Below are 23350 nucleotides of genomic sequence, written 5' to 3' on the forward strand. Positions count from 1 at the left end.
AATGAAACAGCGGATGGGCAGCGGATTTGTTGAAGGCGGAAACGGCTGAAAAAGGGCAAAAAAAAAGCCAGCACCCGAGCTGGCTAAGTAAACACTGGAAGCAATGTGAGCAATGTCGTGCCTTCGCAGCGAGAGTATCAAGGGTTGATGCCCTCCCCGGAACGCATCGCAATAATAATCATTATCATTCGCACCTGTAAAGCGTTTTTTTTGACCCGTTGAAATAATATTGACTCAAGGCAGTAAACGGATAAATTCAGAGGTTATTCAACCGGTAAGCAAAAGGAGCAGCGACATGAGCGAGATCGTGATACGCCACGTGGAAACAACGGATGCGCAAGCCCTGCATCATCTTTATTCGCAGACGCCCGTCTACCGCGATACGCTGCAGCTCCCGCTACCGTCCGTCGAGTCCTGGCAGAAGCGACTCGCCAATCCCGAACCGGGCACGCATAACCTGGCGGCCATCATCGACGGGCAGCTTGCCGGCCAGTTGGTTGTGATGCTGAATCAGCGCGTTCGCCGCCGCCACGTCGCCACCTTCGGCATCGGCGTCGATCCGCGCTACCACGGCAAAGGCGTCGGCAGCCGCCTGATGCAGGCGATGATCGACCTGTGCGACAACTGGGCAGCCATTGAGCGCATCGAACTGACGGTGTTCACCGACAACCCGGCGGCCATCGCGCTGTACCGCAAATTCGGTTTCGAGATAGAGGGCACCAGCCGCGCCTATGCCATGCGCGACGGCGTGCTGGTCGATGCCTACCATATGGCGCGTCTGCGCTCCGGGCAGCCGCACGGCGATGCGTAATATTCCCCACCCGCAGGGGCCGCTGTGCCGGCCCCTGCATATCAACCGCCGAACCTTTTTACACGCGCTGGCCGGCCTGACCGCCGCCGTCGGCATATTCTCTCCTCTCACCCCATTAGGTGCCGCTATGCCAACTTCCGCCGCCGGGCGCCCAGGCTCCCGCAACCTGATTACCGATGTGCCCGGCCTGAAGGTCGGCGTGGCTCAGGACAGCCGGGTGCGCACCGGCGCGACGGTGATCCTGCCGGACAGCCCGGCGATTGCCGCCGTGGACGTGCGCGGCGGCGGCCCCGCCACCCGGGAAACCGACGCGCTCGGTGAGGACAATTTGGTACAGACCATCGATGCGCTGACGTTCAGCGGCGGTTCGGTTTACGGTCTGGCGGCGGCGGATGGCGTCGCAGCCTGGCTGGGGCAACAGGGTAAAGGCTACGCGCTGCGCCCAGCACCCGGCGTGCCGGTCTCCCCTATCGTGCCCACCGCCTGCCTGTACGATCTGGCCAACGGCGGCGACAAAAACTGGCAGCTCACGCCGCCGTATCGCCAGTTGGGCATCGAGGCGGTCGGCAAGGCCGGCCTGGACTTTCCGCTGGGCACCGTCGGGGCCGGCTACGGCGCCATGACCGGCATGGGCAAGCTGAAAGGCGGCCTCGGTTCGGCGTCGATCGTGGCCACCAACGGCGCTACCGTCGGCGCGCTGGTGGCGGTCAACAGTTTGGGTGCGGTGGTCGCACCCGGCACCCGCGCCTTCTGGGCGACGCCTTATGAAATTAACGGTGAATTTGGCAACGGCGGCGCGGCGGCGCTGGCGCAACTGCATGCGCAGGGTGAAGACGGGATGGTGCAAGAGCCGCAGGGCGGCAGAAAGAACACCACCCTGGCCTGCATCGCCACCGACCTGGCGCTGACGCGAGTGGAGTTGAAACGGGTGGCCATCATGGCGCAAGACGGTATGGCGCGCGCTATTCGCCCGCTGCACAGCCCGTTTGACGGCGACGTGGTGTTCGCCCTGTCCACCGGGCAGCGCGAGGTACAGGGCAGCCGCGAACTGGCGGTGCTGCAAATCGGCGCGCTGGCGGCGGACACCCTCGCTCGGGCGATCGCCCGTGGCGTGCATGCCGCCACACCATGGCCAGGCAGCCAGGTCGCAACCTGGCAAACGCTCGGCGGCTAACGCGCCGCCATCAAAAAAGGGGCGCTGGCAGCGCCCCTCGATCTTTATTCACCCTTACCGCTTAAATACCGGCGGTTTCCCGAATATAGCGGCGCGCTTTCACCGCATACTCGAACGGGTTGGCCAGCGCCGGATCCTGCTCGGCCTCCACCACCATCCATCCCTTGTAACCGCGCTCGTCCAGCAGCTTGAACACCGGCCTGAAGTCGATCACGCCATCACCCGGCACGGTGAAGGTGCCCTTCTTCACGCCATCGAGGAAGCTCAGCTTGTTGGCCTTCACTTCCGCCACCACCTCATCGCGCACGTCCTTCAGATGGACGTGGTTGATGCGCGGCAGATACTTCTCCAGGATCGCCATCATCGCCTGCTGGCTGCCTTCCGAATAGTAGGCGTGCCCGGTATCGAACAACAGGTAAACGTCGTCGTTGACCATGCTCATGTAGCGATCGATTTCGGCGGTAGTCTGAATGCCAGTACCCATGTGGTGGTGCAGACACACCTGCATGCCTTTGCCGGCGGCGATCTTCGCCAGCTCGTTGTAACCGTCGGCCACGCGCTGCCACTCTTCATCGCTGAAGTACGGCTTCTCTTCGAACACGCCTTTGGTGGTGCCCTGAATGCTCTTGCTCTGCTCGGAGCAGCCAATCACCCTGGCGCCCATGGCATGCAGGAAATTCATGTGGTTGATAAATTCATCGATGGTTTTGTCTTTTTGGCCGTCGGCGAAAAAGGTGCTGAACCAGGCGTTGCAGATCTGAATGCCGCGAATATCCAGCATCGGTTTCAGCACCGCCGGATCGCGCGGGTATTTGCTGCCCACTTCGCTGCCGGTGAAACCGGCCAGCGCCATTTCGCTGACGCACTGCTGGAAGGTGTTTTCCTTGCCCAGATCGGGCATGTCGTCGTTGGTCCAGCCGATTGGCGCGATGGCCAATTTCACGTTGTCTTTATTCATGGTCTGCCTCGGTCCTTGGAGGGCCGCCGGTGCAAATGACGCCGGCGAGCCAAATAAGATTATTTGCCCAACAGCTCTCTTTCGATGCGCTCTCTGGTCGCCACCGCCTGGCTCGGCATCTTTTCCGGATAGCCGAACAACGAGGTGCAGATGATCGATTCGCCGCCGGCCTTGAAGCTGCGGTTGGCAAATTCCATGTCGCGCAGCGTCTGGAACAGGGCGTCGAAATTCACCTCACCTTCGCCGATGCCGACGTGCTGATGCACCGCGGCGTCAACGCCCGGCGGATTGACGATATAACGGCAATGCTTGGTGTGATTCATGGTATCGGCAATCAGCACGTGGGAAAGATCGTCCCCGGCGTACTGCAACATGCCGGCCACATCGCCTTGCCCCTTGTCGTAGTAGAAGGTGTGCGGCACGCTGTAGAGGTATTTGACGTGGTCGCTGCGCAGCGATTTCACCAGATCGGCGGTTTCGTTACTCAGCTCGCAGAAGTCCCACGGGTGCGACTGGATCTCCATACGGATACCTTCACGCTCGATGATCGGCAGCAGCTCCTCCATCGAGCGATACCACAGCTCCTCGCAGATCTCCGGCTCGTTGGGGTTGCCGGCCAGTTCGGTGTTGATCACCTGCACGCCCATTTCTACTGCGATCTCGATCATCCGTCGCCAGTTTTTGACCGCCGCCTGGCGGCGATCTTCGCCCGGCCCGGACCAGCGATACACCACGATAAATGAGGAGATCTCCACGCCGGTCGCTTTCAGGGCGTTTTTATACTCCGCCATGATTTCGCGGCTGGCCTTCGGATGCTTGTAAAACGGGTTGATCTGCGGGTGCGGCGACTGCTCGATGTATTTATAGCCCCAGTCCGCCACCTGCTGAACCATTTTGGTCACGCCCAAATCCCGGATAACGTCGACATCAAAAGCGATCTTCATGGTCACTCCTCTGCAATCATGGGTACGGGGTTCAAGCCGATGGCTTGTTGTAAAACGCCGGGCGCGCCGGCAGGGTCACCGGTACGATCTCACCGCTGAGCTGGGCCGCCACACAGGCGTCGGCGGTCACGGCGGCGGCGTAGCCGTCCCAGGCGGAAGGCCCGGTCAGCTGGCCCGCGGCCACGTCGTTGATGAACCCCTGCAGCTCGACGTCATAGGCGTCGATAAAGCGATCCTTCCAGTCGGTCAGGATTTCGGTCGACAGGCGGGCGCCGCTGCGCATCTGCACCGAGGACGGCTCCGGCAGTTTGGCAATGCCGGTTTCCCCCACCACTTCACACTGAATGTCGTAGCCGTACTGGCAGTTGACGAAAATTTCGACGTCGATGCGCGTGCCTTTGGCGGTTTCAAACAGCACAATCTGCGGATCTTTCAGATGCGGGAACGCCTTCGGGCTCTTGCGTGGGAACACCACCTGCACCGACACATAGTCGTCGTCGAGCAGCCAGCGCAGCACGTCGATTTCGTGGATCAGGGTATCGGTGATCGCCATATCGGTGGTGTAGGCCTCGCCGACCGTCGGGTTGCGGTGCGCGCAGTGCAACATCAGCGGTTCGCCGATCTGGCCGCTGGTCAGCACCTGTTTCAGCGCGCGATAGCCCTGGTCATAGGGGCGCATAAAGCCGACCTGCACCAGCCGCTTGCCGTGCTTCGCTTCGGCATCGACGATGTTCTTGCAGCCCTGCGCGGTCACCGCCAGCGGCTTCTCGCAGAACACCGGTTTGCCGGCGGCGATGGCCGCAAGCACGAATTCTTCGTGGCTTGGCCCCCAGGAGGTGACCAGCACCGCCTGCACGTCGGCGGCCTTGATCAGATCGTGGCCGTTGTCATACACCCGCGCATCCAGCTGCAGATCGCTCACCACCTTGGCGGCGTTGTCGCGATTGATGTCGTTCACCGCCACGACGCGGGCGCCCTGCAAAACTTTGCTGCAGCGACGGATATGATCGCGGCCGATGGCGCCGGTGCCGATAACCCCAATGTTCAATGTCATTTTCGCTACCCTCTGGAAAGTGTGTTGTGTTCGAAAACGAATCAGTAATCGCGCGCCTTATCGATGTTTTCCTGCAGCTTGCGCGCCACTGCGACGATTTTCTCGCTGTCGGCCACCTGAGCGCCGCCCACGCGCCACCAGCTGAGATACTTGTGCACCATGGTCTTCGGCAGCACCTTGATGTCCAGCAGCGTGGACACGGTCTGCCTGCGGGCGTCGGCCAGCGCATCGAGCAGCTGCTGCTCGGTGGTGACGCGATAGGTTTTACAGCCGTAAGCCGCCGCCAGCATGGCGAAATCGACCGGCACCAGTTTGCCGTCGAGCTTGCCGCCCTCTGGATTGCGGAAGCGGAATTCGGTGGTGTAGCTGTCCATGCCGTGTTCCATCTGCAGGTTGTTGATGCAGCCGTTGGTCATGTTGTCGAACAGCACCACGTTGATCTTGCAACCTTCCTGAATCGAGGTGACCAGTTCGGAATGCAGCATCATGAAGGCGCCATCGCCCACCATCGCGTACACCTCACGCTGCGGCTCGGCCAGCTTGACCCCCAATGCGGCGTTCACCTCGTACCCCATGCAGGAGTAGCCGTATTCCACGTGATAACCGTGCTCGCCGCGGTTATGCCACACCCGCTGCAGATCGCCCGGCAGGCTGCCGGCGGCGGCCACGATCACGCTGTCCGGCGGGAGCTCGCGGTTCAGTACCCCCAGCACCCGGCTTTGCGTCATCGCCGAGTCGGTCTGAGCGATAAATTCGGCGAACACCCGCTCGCGATCGAGGTGATCGTCGATCTCTGGCACAAAGCCTGCGCCGCTGTATTCCACCGCGTAAACCCGCTCGGTCTCTTCATGCTGGGCAGCGCGCGCCGCGGCGATGGCGTCGCCCCAGCCGGCGCGGTACTCGGTTTGCGTCAGCAGCGCGCCCAGTTCGCTCAGGGCCTCGCGGGCGTCCGCCAGCACCTGCACGCCGTCGAGCTTGCCGGCGTCGAAGGCGCTGACGTTGATATTGAGGAAGCTGACGTCCGGGTGTTGAAACAGCCATTTAGACGAGGTGGTGAAATCGGTGTAACGGGTGCCGACGCCAATCACCAGATCGGCCTGACGGGCCAGCGTGTTGGCCGCCAGGCAGCCGGTTTCGCCGATGCCGCCGAGGTTGAACTCATGGTCACTCGGCACCGCGCCTTTGCCGGCCTGGGTCTCGGCGAACGGAATGCCGAAGCGCTCGGCGAATTCGCGCAGCGCCCGCCCGGCCTGCGAGTATTTCACGCCGCCGCCGCACACCAGCAGCGGTTTGCGTTTGGCCGTCAGCAGCGCCAACGCGTCCGCCAACATGCCGTCGGTCGCCGGACGGCGATCGAGCCGGTGCACGCGTTTTTGGAAGAAATAGTCGGGGTAGTCGTAGGCTTCCCCCTGCACGTCCTGCGGCAGACACAGCGTCACCGCGCCGGTTTCCGCCGGATCGGTCAACACGCGCATCGCATTGATGCAGGCGCTCATCAGCTGTTCCGGTCGCACGATGCGGTCCCAGTATTTGCTCACCGCGCGGAACGCGTCGTTGGTGCTGATGCTGAGATCGTAAGACTGTTCGATTTGCTGCAGCACCGGGTCCGGCTGGCGGGAAGCGTAAACGTCGCCCGGCAGCAGCAATAAAGGAATGCGGTTGGCAGTGGCGGTGGCCGCGGCGGTGATCATATTGGCGGCGCCGGGGCCGACCGATGAAGTGCAGGCGTAGATCTGCCGGCGCAGTTTTTGTTTGGCGAAGCCGATCGCCGCATGGGCCATCCCCTGCTCGTTGCGGCCCTGATGCACCCGCAGATCGCCGCTATCCTGTTCCAGCGCTTGCCCCAGCCCCAGCACGTTGCCGTGGCCGAAAATCGCGAAAATGCCCGCGACGAATTTGGTTTCCACCCCGTCGGCCAGCAGATACTGGTTATCGAGAAATCTGACGAGCGCCTGCGCCATGGTTAGCCTGATCTTGCCCATTTACTCACCCTTTAGATTGAGGGCCGCCCCGGAAAGGGCTCGCGCCGAGCCGACAATCCCGTGTTTGTATTACGCGGCGGCAGCTATTATCTTGAGCAGGCGATGCCCGCTGCTCACGAAGTCGACAACCTGAAACGTGAAGCGATTATAAACAAATATATTTTTCATAAAATCACATTACAGAAGAAACATTTCATTTTGCGATAAAGATCGCATATTACATGAAAAGCCCGTTTCATCTCGTGATTCAGCCTTTACTGGCTTCGCGCCGCGCACCGGCCGATAACAACCGTTACCACACGGGCTGACAGCCTTTTATCCTGATCTAACCCCCTTTTCTGCGCGCGCCCGGTCGCCGTCTTATGGCCGCTTCATCGGCTTTTCCCGTTCTCCTGTCGATGTTTTAAACGCATCACATTTTCGGGGTGTAAATTTCATTCTATATTGAAATTGAAATTTTCATTCCCCATACTATCCACATGCTTCCTGCAGGGCGCCACGCTCGGGCCGCCGCCGGAGTTTTGCTTAAACAGAAGGAAACGGGTATGGCTACACAAGAAAAACAGCTTGATGTCATTTGTCTCGGGCGCATCGCCGTCGATTTCTATGCTCAGCAGATCGGCGCGCGGCTGGAAGACGCCGGCACATTCGCCAAGTACCTCGGCGGATCTTCCGGCAACGTGGCCTACGGCACCGCCATTCAGGGGTTAAAATCCGGCATGCTGGCGCGCGTCGGCGATGAACACATGGGCCGCTTTCTGCGCGAAGAGCTGCAGCGCGTCGGGGCCGATACTCGCTGCCTGATCACCGACAAACGTCGGTTAACCGGCCTGGTGATCCTCGGCATCAAGGATCAGGAAACCTTCCCGCTGATCTTCTACCGCGAAAACTGCGCGGACATGGCGCTGACGCCCGACGACATCGACGAGGCCTACATTGCTTCCGCGCGCGCGCTGGCCATCACCGGCACGCACCTGTCGCACCCGAACACCCGCGCCGCGGTGCTGAAGGCGCTGGAATACGCGCGCCGCCACGGCCTGCGCACCGCGCTGGACATCGATTACCGCCCGGTGCTGTGGGGGTTGACGTCGCTGGGCGACGGCGAAACCCGCTTTGTGGAATCGGATCAGGTAACGCGCGAGCTACAAGAGGTGCTGCACCATTTCGATCTGATCGTCGGCACCGAAGAGGAATTTCATATCGCCGGCGGCAGCACCGACACGCTGACGGCGCTGAAAAACGTGCGCCGGGCCACGGCGGCCACGCTGGTGTGCAAGCGCGGCGCGCAGGGCTGTTCGGTGTTCGAAGATGACATCGCCGACGACTGGGAACAGGTGAAGCTGCACGCTGGTGTGCGAGTGGAGGTGCTGAACGTGCTGGGAGCCGGCGACGCCTTTATGTCCGGCCTGCTGCGCGGCTACCTGAACGATGAGGGCTGGGATCAGGCCTGCCGCTACGCCAACGCCTGCGGCGCATTGGTGGTCTCGCGTCACGGCTGCGCCCCGGCCATGCCGACCAAACGGGAGCTGGATGACTATCTGCAGCGTGAACAACAGGTCACGCGCCCGGACCGCGACGCACGCCTGAATCACCTGCACCGGGTCACCACCCGCAAGCAACAGTGGCCGGAATTGTGCGTATTCGCCTTCGATCACCGCAAGCAGCTGGCGGACATGGCGCGCGAAGCCGGCGTCAGCGAGGAACGCATTCCGCGCCTGAAAACCCTGCTGTTAACGGCGGCGCAACAGGCTGCCGCGCAGGCCGGCCTCAACGGCAACAGCGGCATTCTGGCCGACACCACCTACGGGCAGGCGGCGCTGAACGAAATCACCGGTCAGGGATGGTGGATTGGCCGGCCGGTGGAGCTGCCCAGCTCGCGCCCGCTGCGCCTGGAGCACGGCAACATCGGTTCGCAATTGATCGACTGGCCGCAGGAGCACGTGGTGAAGTGCCTGGTGTTTTATCATCCGCACGACGCGGCAGAACTGCGCCGCGAACAGGATGAGCTGATCGCCGACGTCTACCGCGGCTGCTGCAAATCCGGCCATGAGCTGCTGCTGGAAGTGATCCTGCCGGACGGCAACGCCGACAAGGACGAGCGCTATTACCTGGAGATGATTGAACACTTCTACCGGTTGGGCATTCAGCCGGACTGGTGGAAACTGCCGCCGCTGAGCGCGGAAAACTGGCAGCAGGTCGGCGCGCTGATCGACGCCTACGATCCCGACTGCCGCGGCGTGCTGATCCTGGGGCTCGATTCCCCAGAGGCGGTGCTGAAGGCGGGCTTTGCCGCCGCCGCAGATGCGCGCTGGGTGAAAGGTTTCGCCGTCGGCCGCACTATTTTCGGCCAACCTTCGCGCCGCTGGCTGCAGGGGGAAATCGACGACGCGGCCCTGATCGAGCAGGTGAAACAAAAATACCTGACGCTGATCGGTTTCTGGCGCCAGTACCGTCCACAGGCGGGCGGCACGCACTGACAGCGAGAGCAGGTTCACGTCCCCTTAAGGCCATTTCGCCGCTTTAAGGGGATTTTTTTGCCCATTTTCTGTGAAGTCGCGCAATGTGCGATCGAATAAATCGCTTTTTGAGGAAATGAAATTTCCGCTCCGTCTGTTAAAATACCCTGTCAATATTTCAGGCGTCAGGCCAATGCGCCTTCACCCCACTGCGAGCCGAATGGATGAACAACCCAACTCAACTTTCGCTGTTACAGGACGAGATCCGCCACCGTTATGAAACGCTGAGCAAGCGTTTGAAGCAGGTGGCGCGCTATATTTTGGATAACAGTAACAGCATCGCTTTCGATACCGTTGCCTCCATCGCCGCACAGGCCAGCGTGCCGCCTTCCACCCTGATCCGTTTCGCCAACGCCTTCGGTTTCAGCGGCTTCAACGAAATGAAGCAGGTGTTCCGTCAGCATCTGATGGAAGAGACGGTGAACTATACCGAGCGCGCGCGCCTGTTCCGCCAAACCTCCACCGACGACAACGTCGCGCCGGAGAAGCCGGCGGAGATTCTCAACGTATTCACCATGGTCAACGCGCAGGCGCTGCAGCAGCTGGCGATGCAGATCGCTCCCGAGCAGCTGGATCGCGCCGTCGAGCTGCTCAACAACGCTGAAAACATCTACGTGATCGGCCTGCGCCGCTCGTTCAGCGTCGCTTCCTACCTCACCTATGCGCTGCGCCATCTGGAGCGCCGCGCGTTTCTGATCGACGGCCTGGGCGGGATGTTCACCGAACAGCTGAGCATGGTGAAACCGAAGGACGTGGTGATCGCCATCAGCTATTCGCCATACGCCCGCGAGGCGGTGGAACTGGTGGAATTGGGCGCCAAGCGCGGCGCGCAGCAGATCGCCATCACCGACAGCCAGGTCAGCCCGCTGGCCGCCTTCAGCGACGTCTGTTTCGTGGTGCGCGAAGCGCAGGTGGACGGGTTCCGCTCGCAGGTGGCTTCGATGTGCCTGGCGCAGACGCTGGCGGTCTCGCTGGCGCTGAATAACGCCCGGGACGAGTAAGGCTGACAAAAAAGCCCGGCAAGCCGGGCCTCAGGCGCTTATTGCGCGGCGGGATAGCCGTCGCCGTTAATCCAGGCGTGGTCTTTTTCCCAGGTGAATTTCCACTGCCGCACCGGCCCGGCCATCACGTTGAGGTAATAGTTGTCGTAACCCGCCAGGGTCGCCACCGGGTGATAACCGCGCGGCACTTTCACCACGTCACGATTGTAGACCGGCATGCACTCATCGAGCGTGCGATCGTCGGTATAGACGCGCTGCATGCAGAACCCCTGCTCCGGCTGTATGCGGTGATAGTACGTCTCTTCAAGATAGGTTTCGTGCGGTGAGTCTTCTTGATCGTGCTTGTGGCTCGGGTAGGAGCTGGTATTGCCCTCGTCGGTGTAAACCTCCACCACCAGTAGACTGTCGGCCGGCTCACTGTCCGGCAGAATGTTATGCACCAACCGCTGGTTACGCCCCTTGCCGCGCCGCTCCACGCCGATATCCGCCGGCGTAATCAGCCGTGAAGGCAGGTGGCCGCTGCCGGGCGCGCTGCACACCGCCAGCTCCAGATCGGTTTCTGCCCGCACGTCGATGCGATCGTGGTGCGGCACATACACTGCGTAAGGCGGCGTACGTTCGAACGGGCTCATGCGTTTACCGATATGCGGGTATTCGGCGCGCAGCGTGGCGACGGAGGCGATACCGGCAACCAGCACCAGGCACAGTTCCTGGTCGCCGCATTCCAGCTGCAGCGACTGCCCGGCGGCCAGGCGGTAAACGTCAAAGCCGACATAGCGCCAACCGGCATTTTCCGGCGTCACGTGCTGAATACGCCCCTCGGCATTCGGCGTCTGACATTTGGCAAGCAGTGAAGACATCTCGATTCTCCTGTTAATGACCCGTGCAAAGGCCGCTGCCCCGAAGGAGCAACGGCCTGGCCTGAATATGACAGCGCTTAACCCAGCGTCGGCATGCTGAATTCGGACACCGTATGCTGCCCGGCCGGCCAGCGTGCGGTGGCGGTCTTCATGCGCGTGTAGAAGCGCACGCCGTCAGTGCCGTGCACGTTCAACGCGCCGAACACCGAGCGCTTCCAGCCGCCGAAGCTGTGGAACGCCATCGGCACCGGCACCGGCACGTTGACGCCGACCATCCCGGCCTGCACTTCCTGCACGAACTGACGCGCGTAGTGGCCGCTGCCGGTAAAGATGGCGCTGCCGTTGCCAAACTCATGGCCGTTGACCGTGTCGATGGCGGTGCGATAGTCCGGCACCCGCACGATGCCCAGCACTGGCCCGAAGATCTCTTCGCGGTAGATGCGCATATTCGGCTTCACATGGTCGAACAGCGTGCCGCCGACGTAGTAGCCTTCAGGGTAGCCCGGCACCTGATAATTGCGGCCGTCGGCCACCAGGGTTGCGCCTTCTTCCACGCCCAGATCGATGTAGCCCAGCACCTTTTTCTGGTGGGCAGACGACACCAGCGGCCCCATTTCATTCTCTTCGCCACCCTGCTGCAAGCCCGGCCCGACGCGCAGCTGCGCGATCAGCGGCTTCAGTTTGGCGATCAGTTTGTCGGCGGTATCGTCACCGACCACCACGGCGATCGGCAGCGCCATGCAACGCTCGCCGGCGGAGCCGAACGCGCCGCCCATCAACGCGTTGACCGTGGCGTCCAGATCGGCGTCCGGCATGACGATCGCCTGGTTTTTCGCCGCGCCGAAGGCCTGTACCCGCTTGCCGTGCGCGCTGGCAGTGGTATAGATATGTTCCGCCACGGTGGAGGAACCGACGAAGCTCACCGCCTGAATGCGCGGATCGGTGCACAGCTGCGCCGCATCTTCATTGGCGCAGTGCACCACGTTGAACACGCCGTCCGGCAGGCCGGCTTCTTTCAGCAGCTCAGCCAAGCGCACCGAGGCCGAAGGCACCAGCGCCGGCGGCTTGAGGATAAAGGTGTTGCCGCAGGCCAGTGCGATGGGGAACATCCACATCGGCACCATCGCCGGGAAGTTGAACGGGGTAATGCCCGCCACCACACCCAGCGGCTGCATCAGCGAGAAGCTGTCGACGCCGCTGCCGACGTCCGGCGAATACTCTCCCTTGATCAGATGCGGGATACCGCAGGCGAATTCGACCACTTCCATGCCGCGCGTCAGTTCGCCCAGCGCATCCGAATACACTTTGCCGTGCTCGCTGACGATAAGCTCGGCCAGCTCGTCGCGGTGTTGTTCCAACAGCGCCTTGAAATTGAACATGATGCGCGCACGGCGCAGCGGCGTGGTGCGCGACCAGTCGGCGAACGCCCGATGCGCCACGTCGATGGCCTGTTTGACTTCGGCGGCGGTGCTCTGCGTGACGCGCCGCTCAACCTGCCCGCTGGCTGGGTTGTGCACGTCGATGGTTTGATTGCTGCTGCTCAGGCACACCTGCCCGTCAATAAAATTACCCACGGTTTTCATGTCACGCCCTCTTTTCAAGTCCGCTGTCGCCAGGCCACTCACAGGCGGCGCGGCGTTAATCGTCCCGCTCGCCAAACTCCGTCGGCAAGCCGGCTAAATCCTGACCGGATGCAGCAAACTCTATTTCATTGAAAAAAAAGTTTCAAATAAATTGTTTTGAAAAATTTGTTTTTAGTGCGTGAGGTCGCAATTTTGCGGTGTCGATCGGATTGGCGCTTTCATTGTCGTGCCAGGGAAAGCACAACAGCGGCGGAGAAAACAGAGCTAATACACACTGACTTTGCTACAGAAAACCCGCACTGAGCCTGCTCTGCCGCCGTTACCGTCCGCCCCCGAACGCCCAAGGCGCCTGGCGCAGAGGTGACGGTTTTTTTTGAACTGGATCTAAAAATCAATATTCCATTATTCACTAATTATGAAATAAATGTTCTTGTTTGTTCCAGCATTTATCGACGACATCGCCTTGATGACAGGCACGGTTCACACCCTTCCGCTCGCCCTCTTCCCGACACCCCGACCGTGCGGACGGAAGCCAGGATAAAAATCGGAGCAACACATGTCATATCAGCGTAAGCACAATACCGGCTACATATTGCGAATTTGCGGCATCGCCGCCCTGGGCGGCATTCTGTTCGGCTACGATACCGCCGTGATCTCCGGCGCGATCGAAGCGTTGAAAACCTATTTCGATCTCAGCCCGGCCGAAACCGGTTGGGCCGTCTCCAACGTGGTGATCGGCTGCGTGGTCGGCGCCTTCGCCGCCGGGCCGCTGGCGGCGCGCTGGGGCCGCAAAAAGGCGCTGATGCTGGCGGCGCTGCTGTTCACCGTGTCCGCCGTCGGCGCCGCATTGGCCCCGACCTTCACCTGGTTCGTCATCTACCGCATCATCGGCGGGCTGGCGGTCGGCATTGCCGCCACCGTGTCGCCGATGTACATGTCGGAGGTGTCGCCGAAAGACATGCGCGGGCGGGCGCTCAGCATGCAGCAATTCGCCATCGTCTTTGGCCAGATCGTGATTTTCTACGTCAACTTCAAAATCGCCAGCATCGCCAGCGAAGCCTGGCTGGTGGAAATGGGCTGGCGCTGGATGTTCGCCTCGGGCGTGATCCCCTGCATTCTGTTCTGCATCCTGGTGTTCGTCATTCCTGAATCGCCGCGCTGGAACGTGATGATGGGCCGCGACGATCAGGCGCTGGCGATGTTGACCAAGGTCTCCAACGCCGCCCACGCGCAGAATCTGCTGAAAGAAATCAAAGACTCGCTGCAGCAGGATCAACAGCAGCAGCACCGGAAGCTGAACTACGGCGATGTGCGGGTGCGGTTTATCCTGTTCGTCGGCTGCATGATCGCCATGTTACAGCAGGTCACCGGCGTCAACGTGATGATGTACTACGCGCCGGTGGTGCTGAAAACCGTCACCGAAAACGCGCAGGAAGCGCTGTTCCAGACCATCTGGATCGGCGTGCTGCAGCTGGTCGGTTCGGTCATCGGCGCCATGCTGATGGATCGCATGGGCCGTATTCCCTTGATGCGTTACGGCACGCTGGGCGCCATCGCCGGCCTGCTGCTCACCTCGTACGCGCTCTACACGCAGGCCACCGGCTATTTCGCGCTGTTCGGCATGCTGTTCTTCATGGTGTTTTATGCGCTGTCCTGGGGCGTCGGCGCCTGGGTGCTGGTGTCGGAAATCTTCCCGAACCGCATGCGCGCGCAGGGAATGAGCATCGCCGTCGGCTGCATGTGGGTCGCCAACTTCGCGGTGTCGCAGTCGTTCCCGATGATCAACGACCACCCTTACCTGTTCTCGCATTTCCACGGCGCCTTCCCGATGTGGATCTTCGCCGCCTGCTGTCTGTTCAGCTACTGGTTCATCGGCCGCTACATTCCGGAAACCAAAGGCGTCTCACTGGAAAAAATGGAGCAGGTGGTGATGGCCAAACGCCACCGCCAATCCCTGCCCGACGGCAAGCCGCTGCCGCTGGAAAACGGCAAATCCTGATCTCTCAACCCTGACCGCTGGAGTCATGCCCATGAACATTGCGCTGGACCGCTTCTGCATTAACCGCAAGATCGCGCCGAATCTCAATCTGGACCATTTTTTCCGCCTGGTGAAACGCTGCGGGCTCAGCAAAGTTGAGCTGCGCAACGACATGCCCAGCGGCAAGGTGACCGACGATCTGAGCGACGCGCAGCTCAACGCGCTCGCCGCGCAATACGGCATTGAAATCGTCACGATCAACGCCCTCGGCATGTTCAATCTGATGGATGACCCGGCGGCGCTGCAGCAGCGCGCCGAAGCGTTGCTGGCGCAGGCGCAGGCCATCCACAGCCGGGCGCTGGTGCTGTGCCCGCACTGCAGCGCCGACGACACGCGCAGCGAGCAGCAAAAACGCGACGACACCCTCGCCGCGTTGCGGCTGCTGGCACCGCTGTTTGCGCGCTATGGCGTACAGGGATACGTCGAACCGTTGGGCTTCGGCATCAGCTCGTTGCGATCGTCGCTGCTGACCCAGGCGCTCATCCGCGACTCGGGCGCGCCGTACCGTATCGTGCTCGATACGTTCCACCACTATCTGAGCGGCGTGACGCAAGCCGACTTCGACGCGCAGATCCAGGTGGCGCAGATCGGCCTGGTGCATCTGTCCGGCGTGGAGGACGGGCGGGATAAAGGCACGTTGAGCGACGAAGAGCGCATTATGCTGAGCGAGGGCGATCGGCTAGAGAGCCGCCGCCAGGTACAGAACCTCGAACGCCTGGGCTACACCGGCGTCTATGCCTTCGAGCCCTTCTCTTCACAACTGGACAGCTGGAGCGAGGCGGATATCGAACGGGAAATCCGCCAGAGCATCGCCCTGCTGCAAGGGTAAAAAAACGGCCTCCGCGGAGGCCGTTTTTCATGGCGTTACTTCAGGTTGCCGACCACCAGCTGGTGGCGCTCGTTGTAAAACTTACGGTAGGCCAAATAGCAGGCGATGATGGTTGACAGGCTGGCAGTAGAAAGCAGCATGAAGGTCACCATAATCTGGTATTTGATCGCTTTCACCGGATCGATACCGGCAAAGATCAGCCCGGACATCATGCCCGGCAAGCTGACCAGCCCAACGGTTTTCGCCGAGTCCACGGTCGGGATCAGCGAAGCACGGATGCTGTCGCGGATCAGCGCCGCCGACGCGAACTTGGGCGTCGCCCCCAGGCTGAGCATCTCCTGAATCTTCTGCTGCTCGCCTTTGAAACGCTGGCCGAGGTTGGTGTAGCACAGCCCCACCGCCACCATGGCGTTACCGGCGATCATCCCGGAGATGGGGATCACCTGCATCGGCGTAAATTCGATGGAGCCGGTCAATACCAGCACCGCCAGCGTCAGCACCGCGCCGGTGGTAATGGCGATAAACGACGTCACGAACGCGTGTTCGATGTACTTGCTGCGTTTCTTGGCGTTGTAGGCCGCGTTAAAGCAGATGAACAGCACCATCAACACGGTGAGAACGGCGTTATCCAGGTCGAAAATATACTTCAGCACGTAGCCGACGATGATCAGCTGCACCACCGCGCGGCAGATGCTCCAGATAATGTCCTTTTCCAGCGCCAGTTTTTCCCGGTGGCTGATCAGGATGGCGACCACCACCAGCACCATCGACAAGCCCAAGGATTCGTTGGTGATGTTATGCTGATTCATGCTGTTGCTCCTGTTGCTCGGCGCCATGCGCGCGCAGGGTGATCACCTCGTCCGCATGCGCTATCTCTTCGGTATCGTGCGTCACCCACAGCACCGCCAGCCGGTGTTCCGCCACCAATTGATGCACTATTTCGTTGACGTTGCGCTTATTTTCCTCGTCCAACGCGCTGGTGATCTCATCGAGCAACAGCACCCGCGGCATAAACTGCAGGTTGCGGATCAGGGACACGCGCTGCTTCTCCCCGCCGGACAGTTCATTGATGCTTTTGGTCAGCATCGCCTCCGGCAGGCCGAAACGCGCCAGATCGGCCTTCATTTTTCGCTCGGCCGGCGGCTGTTGACGGATCTGGTAGGGCAGCGCCAGATTGTCGTAAACCGTATTGCCGAACAGTGACGGCGTCTGGAAGCAGTAAGAGACCTGCTTGCGATACGCCTCCGGCGACATCTCGTCGATCGCCTGGCCGTCGAAATAGAGCTTTCCGCTGGTCGGATCCATTAAGGAAGAGATGATTTTCAGCAGGGTGCTTTTCCCACAGCCGGAAGGCCCGGTGATCAGTTTGAACTCGCCTTCACCCAGCGTGAAAGAGACGGAATCCAGGATCACCTGGCTGTCTATTTGATAATGAATATCATCCAATCTCAGTATGTCTTTCTTTTCCTTCATTACGATGCCGGCTCCCTACACCTGTTCCCGTCTGAGCGATAAGTATATGGCTGCAAAAAACATCTTAGCAATGGCTGTGCGGATGGCAGTGAACGAAGAGCGAGGATTGACGGAGCGAAACGCCCCGTCAAATGATAAATTTAATTAATGATTAGCTGTGGGAATAGTCAAAAGCGACCACCAGGGTCGAATCACTCTTTTTTTATCGCTGCCTGTTCGTCGCAGCTGTACCAACGGAGAGAATTGTTGATGCTGCGGTGGGTGCAGTGAACCTTGCCCTCCTTTTCCAGCGCCAGCAGCAGGGTGCGGGTGGTATAAATATTTTCGCCGCATTTATCCGCCAGCTCGCGCGTCTTCGGCCACTGTTCCGGCGGGGGATGATGGCCCCCGGAGCCTTCCACACGCTCCCTGCACAATCCTTGCAACACATCCAGCATCAGCGATTTTCTACTTTCAAACGTTTTCGGCACCTTGGCCATAGCATTCCTCCTGAGTGGTTACTGCTGAGCTCCCCGCTCATGGCTGCACGTCAGCGATGCGCAGGGGGATAAATCACGGCGGTATCCGCGCAAACAGCGTTGTTCCGATAAAATAGACCTGGCGCTGTCGAAAACCGCGAGAATGAATATTTATTAATGAATCCAATCTTTGCAGATAAAATGTCATGCATTGACCCTCGGATTTTTCACTAGGATTTTTCTGTGCAATTTTTTTCACGGTTATCATGGTACGAAGATGTTTAAACAATCCCATAACGAACCGTGAAGAAATAATTATCAACATCGTCAACGCATTCGCCTTACCTCTGCTTAAAGCATTAATCCCAGTAATCATTCCATTGTTCATCCTTTCATTATCACTTAGGTCATTATTATATGATGAACATGGCATTTCCTGCCCTTTTCTGGTTAATCACAATGGGTTAAATAACATAAATGCGTCCAAAAAATAGCATCCAATAAGAATAATCTTCCCTCTGCTATGTTGTTATTTTTTTGTTAAAACCAATTCGGCAACCTAGGAATTGGCGTTGGAACGCCATACGGAAAACTAACCACACAAAATTATATAAAACAAATGCTTATGTTTTTCATTTTGTTTCATAAAGAAAATTTTTCAATGGCCGTCAAAGCGTAATATTAGCAAAGCGATATTGTGCATTGTAGGGCAACAGCTATTCCAGTCGATCTAATATCTCGCATAACCTTATTTATACAGTGATTTATTCTGGATAATATTTACATACGATCTATTGGTTTTTGATCTTATATTTAACTTTTTCCTTTTGGTTTTATATTCTGAATTTGACTTATTTTAATAAAATCTATTTCCAAGCAATGCTATTGTTTGCAAGAATATTCCCAGCAAAACGCCATGCCGACATTCGGTTTTTAAAATCAAATAAAACCGACTAAACATCACATAACCATTTCGTTATTGAAAACAAATAACGAAGGGTGTGCGTATTGCCCAAAGCAAAAGGATCTGGCTCCCGTCGCAGCGCAGCTGACAAGGCGTTGCCGCTCTGCGGGGATTTAGGTGTGCTTTTCTTTTTATTTAAATACTCTCTACAGGAACCTGAGAAATGAAACTGAATAAATTAATGCTGGCGACCGTCATTGCTTTTTCCACCGCCTCCGTTGCACATGCGGCACCGACCCCGAACCAGGGCAGCGGCACCGTAACCTTTAGCGGTGAAATTATCGATGCGCCTTGCAGCATCACGCCGGACTCCGTCGATCAAACCGTCCCGATGGGCCAGATCAGCAGCCGCATCCTGGCCAAAGAAGGCAAATCCAGCGCCGAACCCTTCAGCATTGAGCTGAAAGACTGCGCGCTCAACACCATGAAAAACGTCAAGGTGACCTTCACCGGCACGCCGGATGCCGTCAACAGCAAACTGCTGGCGTTGAGCGGTTCCGCCAGCGGCGCGGGCATCGTGATTTACGACCAGTTGCACGCCAAGGACGTTGAGCTGGGCACCGCAACGGACGGCCAGGGCCTGAACGAAGGCAACAACGCCCTGAAATTCGCCGCATACCTGCAAGGTAACAGCGCTTCCGGCGCCGTCGTGCCGGGCAAGTTCACCAGCGTGGCGAACTTTACCCTGGCTTATCAGTAAGCCTCGTTGGGGATGCCGGCACGGGCATCCCCATGCTTAACGACGCCGGCTCCGGCAAAGGAACCGATCTCGACAGGGAGAAGCCAGCATGACCATCCATTGGCGAGGCGCATTGCTGATCGCGCTCAGCATCAGCAGCGCTAGCGCCACGGCGAAAACTCAGGGCCACGGCAAAGTCAGCCTGGGCGGCGAAATCGTCGAAACGCCATGCAACATCGCCGGCGACAGTCTGGATCAAACCGTTGATTTCGGGCTGGTTTCAATGAGCGACGCCGGGCGAGATGCCCAGCCGAGCCTCATCGGAAGCCGCCGCCACTTCGCCATCAGGCTGGTGAACTGCGAACTGGCCAGCCAGATAAAGCCCGATTTTATTTATCGCGCGGCCAACCTCACCTTCAGCGGCATCGCGGATAGCCAAGATCCGCAATGGCTCGCCGTCCAAGGCGAGGCGCGCGGCATGGCTATCGAGTTGCTGACCGACGCCGGTACCCCGATCCCGCTCGGCAGCACGACGGCAGATTATCTGATCGTCACCGGCGACAACACGCTGCGCTTTGGCACCCAGTTGCGCATTCACCCCGACAGGGCACGGGCGGGCGGTTTCAGCTCATTGGCCAAATTTACCCTGTCTTATCTGTAGCCGGTTTTCGTTAGGAACGCTGTACAGCATTACGTATTCAGGTCGTACGGGATGACCTGCTATTAGGCGCGGATTTGCCATGAGTGATCATTCTATGACGTCTTTACTGACAATAAAAAAAACGCCCATCATCGTCATTCTCTCTTTTCTCTGGGCAAAACCGGTCTTTTCCGCCACGGAATTCAATACCGACGTGTTGGATATCGGCGAACGCAGCAAAGTGGACTTATCCCGCTTTTCCGACGCCGGTTACGTCATGCCGGGCACCTATCTGCTGGATATCAAAATCAACCAGAAAACGCTGCCCCAGCGCAGCATTCAGTATTTCCCGTCGCCGGATGACAAGAGCGGCAGCCAGGTGTGCCTGCCGCCTGACCTGGTGGAAAAAATGGCGCTGAAAGAAGATGCGGCCAAAAAAGTCACCCTGTGGCACGACAACCAGTGTGCCGACATTCGCGGCATCAAAGGCGCAACGGTTTCCGATCGCATCAGCGGCGGCGTACTGGCGATCACCATTCCGCAGGCCTGGATGAAATATTCCGATCCCGACTGGACGCCGCCCGAGCAGTGGGACGATGGCATCCCCGGCATACTGCTGGATTACAATCTCAGCGGCCAAATAGGCAAACAGCACCACGACAACGGCACCGCCGAAAGCCTCAGCAGCTACGGTACGTTGGGCGCCAACCTGGGCGCCTGGCGCCTGCGCGCCGATTACCAGACCGACTTCAACCAACAATACGGCCGCCGCGACAGCAATTTCGACTGGAATCAGATCTACGCATACCGCGCGCTGCCGATGCAGGCCGCCAGGCTGACGCTGGGTGAAACCTACCTGAATTCGCCGGTGTTCGACGCCTACCGTTTTACCGGCCTCAATCTCGCCAGCGACGAGCGCATGCTGCCGCCCAACCTGCAGGGTTACGCGCCTGAAGTGCGCGGCATCGCCAAAAGCAATGCCCGGATCACCGTCTCTCAGGAAGGCCGCACGCTGTATCAAACCACGGTACCCGCCGGGCCGTTCGCCATCCAGGATCTCAGCAGTTCGGTACGCGGCAAACTGGATGTGAAAGTGGAAGAACAAGACGGCAGCGTTTCCACTTTTCAGGTAGATACCGCCAGCATTCCTTATCTGACCCGCCCCGGCTACGTGCGCTATAACATGGCGCTGGGCAAGCCGTCTGCCTACGATCACCGCACGCAAGGGCCGGTGTTCTCTGCCGGCGATTTCTCCTGGGGATTGAGCAACGCCTGGTCGCTATACGGCGGCGCACTGCTCGGCGGCGATTACAACGCCTGGGCCCTCGGCCTGGGGCGTGACCTGAACCTGTTCGGCGCCCTGTCGGTGGACGCCACGCAGTCGATCGCGCGCCTGCCCGATGAATCCAGCGCCAAAGGCATGTCATTCAAGGTCAACTACGCCAAACGTTTCGACGAACTCAACGGCCAAATCACCTTTGCCGGCTACCGCTTTTCGCAGCGCAAGTTCATGACCATGTCGCAGTACCTGCAGGCGCGCTACGGCGACATTGACGATCGCTACAGCGGCCGACAAAAAGAGTTGTATACCGTCACCGCCAGCAAAACCTTTATGGCGGAGGACAGCGCTCAGGCGATCACCGCTTATCTGACCTACTCACACCAGACTTACTGGGACGCCGGTGCGCAAAATCGCTACGGCATGTCGACCAGCAAGCTGTTCGACTTCGGCGGGATCAGCAACATCACCGCCTCGTTGGCGGCCTATCGCACTCACTATCGGGGCCGCACCGACGATAGCGCGATGCTCAATTTCACCGTGCCTATCGGCGAGCACAACCGCCTGGGCTACGCGCTGCAGGTCAATAATCACGACGTGACCCAAACGGCGACCTACACCGACAACAGCGACATCAACAATACCTGGCAGGTCGGCAGCGGCGTCACCCAGTCCGGCAAACCGACGGCGAGCGGTTACTACACCCATAACGCGTCGTTCGGCACGCTCAACGCCAACGCGTCTTATCAGCAGGGCAGTTACTCCTCGATAGGCGGAACTTTCCGCGGCGGCCTGACCGCTACCCGGCACGGCGTCGCCGCGCACCAGAACGCCGGCAACGGCGGCAGCCGCATGATGCTGGATACCAACGGTGTCGCCGGCGTGCCAATCAACAACGGCCGCGCTTACAGCAACCGCTTCGGGTTGGCGGTGATCTCGGATATCACCAGCTACTACAACACCGATACGCGCATCGACGTCAACAAGCTGGCGGACGACGTTGAAGCCACACGCGCGGTGGTGCAGGGCACGCTGACTGAAGGCGCCATCGGTTATCGCCACTTCGAGGTGGTGAAAGGCAGCAAGCTGTTGGCCACCATCAAGCTGGCGGACGGCAGCGAACCGCCGTTCGGCGCCACGGTGCTGAGTGCGACCGGACGGGAGATCGCGGTGGTGAACGACGGCGGATCGGTATATCTGACCGGCGTCCAACCGGAAGAACGGTTGGACGTCGCCTGGGAAGGCCGCCGTCAGTGCCGCATCGCCATCCCAGGCGCCGCCAAACCGCTGGACCGGCTGCTGTTGCCGTGCGCCAAACCGTAATCCGCAACACATTGAGAGTAGACGAATAACATGAACAAACATTCGATAGCAGTAACCGCGGGCAGCCTGGCGTTGATGACGCTGGCTTCGACGGCCGACGCGGCGATCGCGTTGGATCGCACGCGCGCCATCTATGTGAGCGACGCCAAATCGATCAGCCTTAACATAACCAATGAGAACAAAGAGTTGCCATTTCTTGCTCAGGCCTGGATCGAGAATGCGCAACATCAAAAGATCGTTTCGCCGCTGGTGGTATTGCCGCCGTTGCAACGGGTGGAAGCCGGAGAACGCAGCGTCGTGCGCATTACCAAAACGCCGGAAGCTGAGCTATTGCCGCAAGATCGCGAATCGGTGTTTTATTTCAATTTGCGCGAAATTCCGCCCAAAAGCAGCAAAGCCAACGTGATGCAACTGGCGCTGCAAACGCAGATCAAACTGTTCTTCCGCCCGAAGGCCATCGTCGCCCCGCAGGGTGAGGTATGGCAAGAGCAGCTGGTGTTCCACAAAACCGTCGACGGCTTCACCATCGAAAACCCGACGCCGTTCCACATCACGCTGACCGGCATCGCCCGTCAGACGCAGAAGCAAGGCAGTGGCGCGATCGGCGATTTTAAGCCGGTGATGCTGTCCCCCAAATCCAGCGAAAATGTGCGTTTGCGCGACAATGGGTTCGACGCCTTCGTCGTCACCTATATCAATGATTTCGGCGGCCACCCCGAGCTGCGCTTCACCTGCAGCGCTAGCCTCTGCACCGCCGCACCCGGAAAAAAATAAGGAGATACGG

General features: G+C 59.5%; 19 protein-coding genes. 10 read left to right on the forward strand and 9 right to left on the reverse strand.

The genetic code is table 11. The features are described from left to right. Window positions 1–295: 295 nt before the first annotated feature. Together N6G83_RS36900 and N6G83_RS36905 are read left to right on the forward strand one after the other, a co-directional pair. Window positions 296–811 carry a GNAT family N-acetyltransferase gene (locus N6G83_RS36900; RefSeq protein WP_197770981.1) on the forward strand — a complete coding sequence of 172 codons (516 nt, stop codon included), beginning with the start codon at window positions 296–298 and terminating at the stop codon, window positions 809–811. Beyond that, window positions 804–1985 (forward strand): P1 family peptidase, encoded by a 1182-nt coding sequence (locus tag N6G83_RS36905; RefSeq protein ID WP_049205584.1) that lies wholly within the window; start codon window positions 804–806, stop codon window positions 1983–1985. The genes N6G83_RS36900 and N6G83_RS36905 overlap by 8 nt, the downstream gene beginning before the upstream one ends. 61 nt (window positions 1986–2046) lie before the next feature. Here N6G83_RS36905 and iolE read toward each other — a convergent pair whose 3' ends face one another. The 4 genes from iolE to iolD are packed head-to-tail and all read right to left on the reverse strand — an operon-like array spanning window position 2047 to window position 6923. Continuing rightward, the gene (iolE, locus tag N6G83_RS36910; protein WP_019455194.1) at window positions 2047–2943 is read right to left on the reverse strand and encodes a myo-inosose-2 dehydratase; all 897 of its coding nucleotides are present in this window, start codon (window positions 2941–2943) and stop codon (window positions 2047–2049) included. A 59-nt stretch (window positions 2944–3002) separates the two neighbouring features. Beyond that, window positions 3003–3887 carry a sugar phosphate isomerase/epimerase family protein gene (locus N6G83_RS36915; protein WP_049205585.1) on the reverse strand — a complete coding sequence of 295 codons (885 nt, stop codon included), beginning with the start codon at window positions 3885–3887 and terminating at the stop codon, window positions 3003–3005. A gap of 31 nt (window positions 3888–3918) precedes the next feature. Beyond that, a complete protein-coding gene (locus N6G83_RS36920; RefSeq protein ID WP_025304575.1) occupies window positions 3919–4941 on the reverse strand; it encodes a Gfo/Idh/MocA family protein in 1023 nt (340 codons plus the stop codon). 41 nt (window positions 4942–4982) lie between these two features. Then, window positions 4983–6923: a 3D-(3,5/4)-trihydroxycyclohexane-1,2-dione acylhydrolase (decyclizing) gene (gene iolD / locus N6G83_RS36925; protein ID WP_025304576.1), complete on the reverse strand. Its 1941-nt coding sequence runs from the start codon at window positions 6921–6923 to the stop codon at window positions 4983–4985. A 545-nt stretch (window positions 6924–7468) separates the two neighbouring features. Here iolD and iolC point away from each other — a divergent pair. Both iolC and N6G83_RS36935 read left to right on the forward strand, forming a co-directional pair. Continuing rightward, window positions 7469–9400 (forward strand): bifunctional 5-dehydro-2-deoxygluconokinase/5-dehydro-2-deoxyphosphogluconate aldolase, encoded by a 1932-nt coding sequence (iolC, locus tag N6G83_RS36930; protein ID WP_025304577.1) that lies wholly within the window; start codon window positions 7469–7471, stop codon window positions 9398–9400. Window positions 9401–9603: 203 nt separating this feature from the next. After that, window positions 9604–10440, forward strand: a complete 837-nt coding sequence (locus N6G83_RS36935; RefSeq protein WP_004930856.1) for a MurR/RpiR family transcriptional regulator — start codon at window positions 9604–9606, stop codon at window positions 10438–10440. 38 nt (window positions 10441–10478) lie between these two features. On the opposite strand, the gene iolB is transcribed toward N6G83_RS36935, so the two are convergent. Together iolB and N6G83_RS36945 are read right to left on the reverse strand one after the other, a co-directional pair. Continuing rightward, on the reverse strand, window positions 10479–11300 hold the full coding sequence (gene iolB / locus N6G83_RS36940) for a 5-deoxy-glucuronate isomerase (RefSeq protein ID WP_025304578.1): 822 nt from the start codon (window positions 11298–11300) through the stop codon (window positions 10479–10481). 77 nt (window positions 11301–11377) lie between these two features. Then, on the reverse strand, window positions 11378–12883 hold the full coding sequence (locus N6G83_RS36945; protein ID WP_049205588.1) for a CoA-acylating methylmalonate-semialdehyde dehydrogenase: 1506 nt from the start codon (window positions 12881–12883) through the stop codon (window positions 11378–11380). Between the two features lie 556 nt (window positions 12884–13439). Between N6G83_RS36945 and N6G83_RS36950 the strand changes: the two genes are divergently transcribed. Then, on the forward strand, window positions 13440–14882 hold the full coding sequence (locus N6G83_RS36950) for a sugar porter family MFS transporter (RefSeq protein ID WP_025304580.1): 1443 nt from the start codon (window positions 13440–13442) through the stop codon (window positions 14880–14882). Between the two features lie 31 nt (window positions 14883–14913). Next, complete coding sequence (locus N6G83_RS36955; protein WP_049205590.1) at window positions 14914–15750, forward strand: TIM barrel protein; 837 nt, start codon at window positions 14914–14916, stop codon at window positions 15748–15750. 35 nt (window positions 15751–15785) lie between these two features. On the opposite strand, the gene fetB is transcribed toward N6G83_RS36955, so the two are convergent. The 3 genes from fetB to N6G83_RS36970 form a co-directional block, all read right to left on the reverse strand. Further along, window positions 15786–16559 (reverse strand): iron efflux ABC transporter permease subunit FetB, encoded by a 774-nt coding sequence (fetB, locus tag N6G83_RS36960; protein ID WP_025304582.1) that lies wholly within the window; start codon window positions 16557–16559, stop codon window positions 15786–15788. After that, complete coding sequence (gene fetA, locus N6G83_RS36965) at window positions 16546–17223, reverse strand: iron efflux ABC transporter ATP-binding subunit FetA (RefSeq protein ID WP_049205592.1); 678 nt, start codon at window positions 17221–17223, stop codon at window positions 16546–16548. The genes fetB and fetA overlap by 14 nt, the downstream gene beginning before the upstream one ends. Before the next feature lie 191 nt (window positions 17224–17414). Beyond that, window positions 17415–17702: a FaeA/PapI family transcriptional regulator gene (locus N6G83_RS36970; RefSeq protein ID WP_099817019.1), complete on the reverse strand. Its 288-nt coding sequence runs from the start codon at window positions 17700–17702 to the stop codon at window positions 17415–17417. Window positions 17703–18808: 1106 nt separating this feature from the next. Here N6G83_RS36970 and N6G83_RS36975 point away from each other — a divergent pair. The 4 genes from N6G83_RS36975 (at window position 18809) to N6G83_RS36990 (ending at window position 23340) form a co-directional block, all read left to right on the forward strand. Then, window positions 18809–19345 carry a fimbrial protein gene (locus N6G83_RS36975; protein WP_049209131.1) on the forward strand — a complete coding sequence of 179 codons (537 nt, stop codon included), beginning with the start codon at window positions 18809–18811 and terminating at the stop codon, window positions 19343–19345. A gap of 88 nt (window positions 19346–19433) precedes the next feature. After that, window positions 19434–19985 (forward strand): fimbrial protein, encoded by a 552-nt coding sequence (locus tag N6G83_RS36980; RefSeq protein ID WP_260516216.1) that lies wholly within the window; start codon window positions 19434–19436, stop codon window positions 19983–19985. 79 nt (window positions 19986–20064) lie between these two features. Then, window positions 20065–22566, forward strand: coding sequence for a fimbria/pilus outer membrane usher protein (locus tag N6G83_RS36985; RefSeq protein ID WP_260516217.1), 2502 nt, complete (start codon window positions 20065–20067; stop codon window positions 22564–22566). Window positions 22567–22596: 30 nt separating this feature from the next. Next, entirely contained in the window at window positions 22597–23340 is a 744-nt protein-coding gene (locus N6G83_RS36990) for a molecular chaperone (RefSeq protein WP_049209134.1), read from the forward strand. Window positions 23341–23350: the final 10 nt, after the last annotated feature.

The sequence above is a fragment of the Serratia sp. PL7 genome (assembly GCF_945957435.1).